Below are 5,270 nucleotides of genomic sequence, written 5' to 3' on the forward strand. Positions count from 1 at the left end.
ATGACTGGAAGTTTATTCATTCTTATTTGATTGATTCCTGCGGGATCAAGGCAAACCAGTCGCGCTTGTATTTCTATATTTTTAGTGCCGGCGGTGGCACGGGCTCTGGCATGGCATCGGAGTTTGGCCTTGCTCAGCAATATTCCTATATGAGCAAAACCTTTGATGTTAAACCGGAGCGAGATCTCGCCAGTCAAAATCAATCGTTTGTATTTGAGCCAATTTTCACCAGTGGTATTTGTATTCTGCCCAACATCACAGATAAAAGCATGCAGATGTCTGAAGCGCTGCATATCAATGCCGGGCGCTTATTGTGTAAATACCTCTCCGAAGAGTGGGACTTTTCCTATAATCTGGATGTTGACGATGGCCATACTGCGGAAGTGATGAATCGCATTCGCCCCTGGAATGCCATGATGCTGATTTCCAACGATATCATGCGTTACGCCGAAGAAAATGACAATGGTGGCACCATTAATGAAATCGACGTTAATGCCATGGAAAAGCATGCCAATCAATATATCAGCCAACAAATTTTCAACATTCTGACCGCTCAGGCTGTTACCACGGATTACGATGAAAACTATTTCCATCGCGCCGGTATTGATATCGGTGAGACCATTCGCCTGGATGCCAATGATCTGTTCATGAGCCTCGCCGGCCCTGTGGCTATTGCCTACGCAGAATCAGTTGTCGCCAGTGAAGACAGTGATGGCAAGCGACTGGACATTGATGACTTGTTTTATCGTTCCATCGACCTGCCCCACTACAACAAGCAAACTCAGGCCATTGAAGGTATCAGCTTGTTGCCGATCGAATCAGGTCGATATAAAAAAGTCCTGGCGGACTATAAAAATGGCAATTTTAACCCTGAGCAGATTAGAAAATTACACTTTTATCAAAACTGTTCATCTGTGGTGTCGATTGTCTCGTTACCCAAAGACTTTAAATTGTCTTACATGGACTTGAACAAACTTAAAGTGCACCTGAACTCTCTGTTCCCCAATACAACGTTAAAACGCTACGCTCTGGTTATCGGAGCCTCTGCGAATCTGTCGTTAACTACCTTGATCGCCAAGAGCCCCTGTTTAAGTGACGACTTCTTAACTCTGATAGTCGCTTACATTAAACGCTGTTTCGCCAAAGACAATTACCGCTATGACGAAACCATCGATAAAGCCATCGTGGAGTTTATTCGCGCAGAGCATTTCGATGAACAACTGCTGATGGATATGCTGGTAGAAAATGAAAACCCGGCGAAGATTCTGGATACAAACTGGTATGCCATCAAGCCCATGTACGAGAAAAAATACAAGGAGCTTATCCGGGAGCAAAACAAGTTTACCTCCATTAATGACATTCGGCTGACTGCTGACAATGTCAAAAAAGCCATTATGTACCTAAGAGAGATCTATCGACACAGGATCAGCAAAACCCGTATTATTTCTCTTAACGAAGAATTTGAAGAAAGTTACAGCGCCCCTACCAAGCGCAGCAGGCAAGAATCATTCTTTGATGAGCCCGATGTATCAGGTAACGATTAAGACTAAGCCCGCAACTATGCGGGCTTTTTTCTGATCTCCTGAAAACGGACCACCAGATGTTGCAACCCAACGGCCGTTGTCACCTCGACATTATCCGAATCAATAGCCTGACCCTCTTCAAACAAAACCGTGCGAGGATATCCATGTCCCCCGAGGTCGGTAACCAGTTGCTGATGCGCATCAGACAAAAATTGTCCTTTGTGTTCCTGTACAACCAGGTTATATAAATCTAAACCATTCTCCTGCAACAAGCGCGCGAACAAAGGCAAGTTTTCCACCTGCCGTACAGTGCAATCGGGGCACCAGTTAGCAACAATATTCAACACAAAAGACCTTTCATCTTTTAATAGCTGTTGCAGTTGTTCAATGGTTATATTACTCACATTACACCTTAAAACTTGCTGATTTTCTGCGACCATTATGAGCCACACCAGCCTGGAAAACCACAACCGCTTTCCCTGAATCCAGCGTTATATTTAATTCAACACTATTTCAGCAACTTTTAATGTTATAGTTCATCGGTTAAATAATTATAAGAAACGACAATGACAATACTTAAAACCCTGACCCCAATAGTATTTTCTGTTGGACTGTTAACCGCATGTGGCGGTGGTAGTAATAACGAAACAAACAATTCAGGCCCTGATAACAGTGGTCAGCCTCCACCCACTGATTATCAAATTACGGTTTTGATGATAGGGAATAGTCACACCAGCACAGGTAACCTGCCGCAATTGTTGCAAAACACCCTTCAAAGCTACGCGCCCGATGGCAATATATTGGTTGAAAGAGCGGTTAAATCTATGTTCCTGTCAGAGCACCTGGAAGACGATACCACTATGGCTCACTTTGATGAAAGAGACTGGGATTATGTGGTATTGCAGGCACAGAAATATTCGATAAGTCGTACGATAGAATACCCAACTGATGCAGCTCAAACGTTCATTGACAAGACAAAAGCCAAAGGCGGGATCCCTATTTTGTATCCTGAATGGGGTCAACGTAATTTGGCCGGAGAAGCAGAGTACATTTATGGCATTCATCATGGCATAGCTATTGTTGCACCCACCTGTATTGCGCCTGTCGGATTCGCCTGGGACAACGCACTTAGGATACAGCCATCCTTGTCCTTGCACGCCAGTGACGGCAACCACGCCAATAGCACCGGCGCATATTTAACCTCACTGGTATTGTTTGAGACCATCACAGCTCATCCTGCGGATTTACTCGGTGTATTGAATCATTCTTCGGTTAATGCTGATACTCAGTTGTTTTTACAACAAATGGCAACTCAAGCTATTGTAGACTACCCCCCATGTGAATCCTTAGCAGACTAAAGCGTAATTAATAATACGACCAGCGACAAAGGCAGAAAAGACACATTGTGACGTTACCCTTGCTTTCTATTTAGCTTTTGTCGCTTTCATGTCACCGGAATTCACCCTATCTAGAAGAATCCTCACTGTCATCTATACTTAATTTCAGGGTGTATTGACCTATTAAGTGTTATGCCGAACCGGGCAAGTATGCAGTTCTCTTCATTTATAAACAAAGCAAGATTGCTGTTGTTTCTCTGCTGCTGTGTTTTTTTAAACAGTGGTAAGTCTGAGACTAGCTCAGCGGAGATCTTATGGATGACCGAAGAATATCCGCCCTACAATTACCACAACAGTAGCGGAGAGTTAACCGGGCTTAGTGTCGAATTGCTGATTGCTATCTTAGCCAATATGGGCTCACCTATCTCTAAAAAGGAAATACTGGTCATCCCCTGGGCCAGAGCCTACAAAGACACGTTACACAATCCTCACGCCGCGATTTTTACCATGACAAAATCAAACTACAGAGAACCATTGTTTCAATTCTCCAGCCCGATACTAACCTCTAAAATATCGGTCATTACCCTTAAAACAGCGACCAGGCTGAATTCTGTAGCACAGATGAACACACTGAACGTCGGTGTGGTCCGCAATGATATCGGTGAGCAACTCCTGGTAAAACATGGTTTAAACAACACGACAACAGTGAAATTACCCACCTCTTTAGAAGTGATTAAGATGCTTTTGTTAAAACGTATAGACGTTGTTGCTATTGATGAAAATATCGCGAAATTCGAATTTAACAGGTTAGGAAAAAGCGAAAATGACTTAACGGTGCACTTTACTCTTGAAGAGTTAACCACCCATTATGCTTTTAACAAGAAAGTAGACACAAAATTTGTGCGTGACTTTTCTCAAAGCTTTGAACAATTGAAAACTGATGGTCAATTTACCGCTATCTTAGAAAACTACCGAATACTGACTGACTAGGAAAAAACCAGTTACAACTTCCGTGATTTTATCAATGACATTCCTGCGCATCCATTTTATTATTGTTTTACGATAATTTATTTCAATTACAGGTCTGAAAAATAATGAATAAGTTTTTAACTTTTGCTTTTGTTTTTCTGCTATTGAGCGGTTGCAGCAATCGCGCTATGTACGACAGCCTCCAATCGCACCAACATCAAAAGTGCATAGAAGACTCAACTGTGCACATCAAAGAATGCGAAGAGTTAAAAAAACAATCCTACGACGAATACAAACAACAAAGAGAGCAACAACTCACCAAAGACAATTAACTTTTCAAGACACTTTCGACCTACTTAATTCGTCTCATCCCTGAGACTCACCCCTTCGGGGCCGTGCTAAAGCACGTTCAAAATCATTCCCGATGATTTTGTCACATGGGGGTGAAGCCCGTCTCGGACGAAGCGAATACCTGGAGCTTTGTCAGGGCTGAACGACCCGGCAAGGATGCCGGGGCTGGGTGACGGTCATCAGGGATGTGTTTACGACGAACCTGCACAAACAACCATTACTTAGCCCGGCCGAACGACTGCACATGGGTGAAACCCGTTTAAAAATAGCGAATACCTGGAGCTATTTTAGGGTTGAACGCGAGACAAGGGGACGTCGAGCTGGAAGCCCCTACCATGGAAGGTTTAAACTTCATAGCTTAAACACAAACAAAAATAGATTACTTCTAGTTACTAAAACGCTGGCTGCCATCACAGGGATGTTTGCCCCCTGTACACCAATCAGAGAACATGTGATGAAGCTAAATTGATGGATTAGGTTTCCCATTGAGGTGTGACACCAACCTTCGATTTGATGAAGGGTTGCCGCTGATTCGGATAAATGAACGGAATTGAATAAATCGCAGGCAATAAAAAAGGGTTACCTTTCGGTAACCCTTCTTCAAATTGGGAGCCTGGCGGTTGCGCCCGCCATGGATGGCGGAAGTGTCGGAGATTGTCGGGAACAATCTCGACCTACTCTCACATGGGGGCGCAGCAGGACCGTTCACCTACTGGATGAACGCAGCCTGCGGAGCGACTCGCCATGGATGGCGAGGCTGGCTGCCATCACAGGGATGTTTGTACCCCGTGCACTAATCAGAAATATAATGTTGAAGCTTTCCCGATGGGTTGGGTATCTCTTGTGATTAGCGCAGCTAATCGCTATTTAGGGAGAGGGCTATCCGGCTGTATTGATACAGCAACTGAATTTTTCTGAATTCCAGATGCAAAAAAGGGCTACCCAAACGGATAGCCCTTTCTCTGAATAGGAGCCTGGCGGTGTGCTACTCTCACATGGGGAGACCCCACACTACCATCGCCGCTAATACGTTTCACTGCTGAGTTCGGAATGGATTCAGGTGGTTCCGTATCGCTATGGCCGCCAGACA

5 protein-coding genes and 1 rRNA gene are annotated in these 5,270 nt (G+C 44.2%); 4 read left to right on the forward strand and 2 right to left on the reverse strand.

The window, feature by feature from the left end; all coding sequences use genetic code 11:
• The coding region (locus tag LJ740_RS05330; protein WP_229528004.1) for an FtsZ/tubulin family protein at positions 1–1,544 on the forward strand (1,544 nt) is incomplete at its 5' end.
• Positions 1,545–1,558: 14 nt separating this feature from the next.
• Here the strand turns inward: LJ740_RS05330 and LJ740_RS05335 are convergent.
• Complete coding sequence (locus tag LJ740_RS05335) at positions 1,559–1,927, reverse strand: TlpA family protein disulfide reductase (RefSeq protein WP_229528005.1); 369 nt, start codon at positions 1,925–1,927, stop codon at positions 1,559–1,561.
• A gap of 162 nt (positions 1,928–2,089) precedes the next feature.
• Between LJ740_RS05335 and LJ740_RS05340 the strand changes: the two genes are divergently transcribed.
• The 3 genes from LJ740_RS05340 (at position 2,090) to LJ740_RS05350 (ending at position 4,161) form a co-directional block, all read left to right on the forward strand.
• Positions 2,090–2,881, forward strand: a complete 792-nt coding sequence (locus tag LJ740_RS05340; protein ID WP_229528006.1) for a hypothetical protein — start codon at positions 2,090–2,092, stop codon at positions 2,879–2,881.
• 297 nt (positions 2,882–3,178) lie between these two features.
• Positions 3,179–3,850 (forward strand): substrate-binding periplasmic protein, encoded by a 672-nt coding sequence (locus tag LJ740_RS05345; RefSeq protein WP_229528007.1) that lies wholly within the window; start codon positions 3,179–3,181, stop codon positions 3,848–3,850.
• A 104-nt stretch (positions 3,851–3,954) separates the two neighbouring features.
• Positions 3,955–4,161, forward strand: a complete 207-nt coding sequence (locus LJ740_RS05350; RefSeq protein WP_229528008.1) for a hypothetical protein — start codon at positions 3,955–3,957, stop codon at positions 4,159–4,161.
• A 991-nt stretch (positions 4,162–5,152) separates the two neighbouring features.
• Here LJ740_RS05350 and rrf read toward each other — a convergent pair.
• Positions 5,153–5,268, reverse strand: a 5S ribosomal RNA gene (gene rrf, locus LJ740_RS05355).
• Positions 5,269–5,270 lie beyond the last annotated feature (2 nt).

The sequence above is a fragment of the Planctobacterium marinum genome, from assembly GCF_020687805.1.
Lineage (GTDB): Bacteria > Pseudomonadota > Gammaproteobacteria > Enterobacterales > Alteromonadaceae > Planctobacterium > Planctobacterium marinum.

Excerpts from the sequence above, each read along its gene's own strand:
- LJ740_RS05350 (WP_229528008.1), top strand. The coding sequence starts at position 3,955 with ATGAATAAGTTTTTAACTTTTGCTTTTGTTTTTCTGCTATTGAGCGGT.
- LJ740_RS05340 (WP_229528006.1), top strand. The coding sequence starts at position 2,090 with ATGACAATACTTAAAACCCTGACCCCAATAGTATTTTCTGTTGGACTG.
- LJ740_RS05345 (WP_229528007.1), top strand. The coding sequence starts at position 3,179 with ATGACCGAAGAATATCCGCCCTACAATTACCACAACAGTAGCGGAGAG.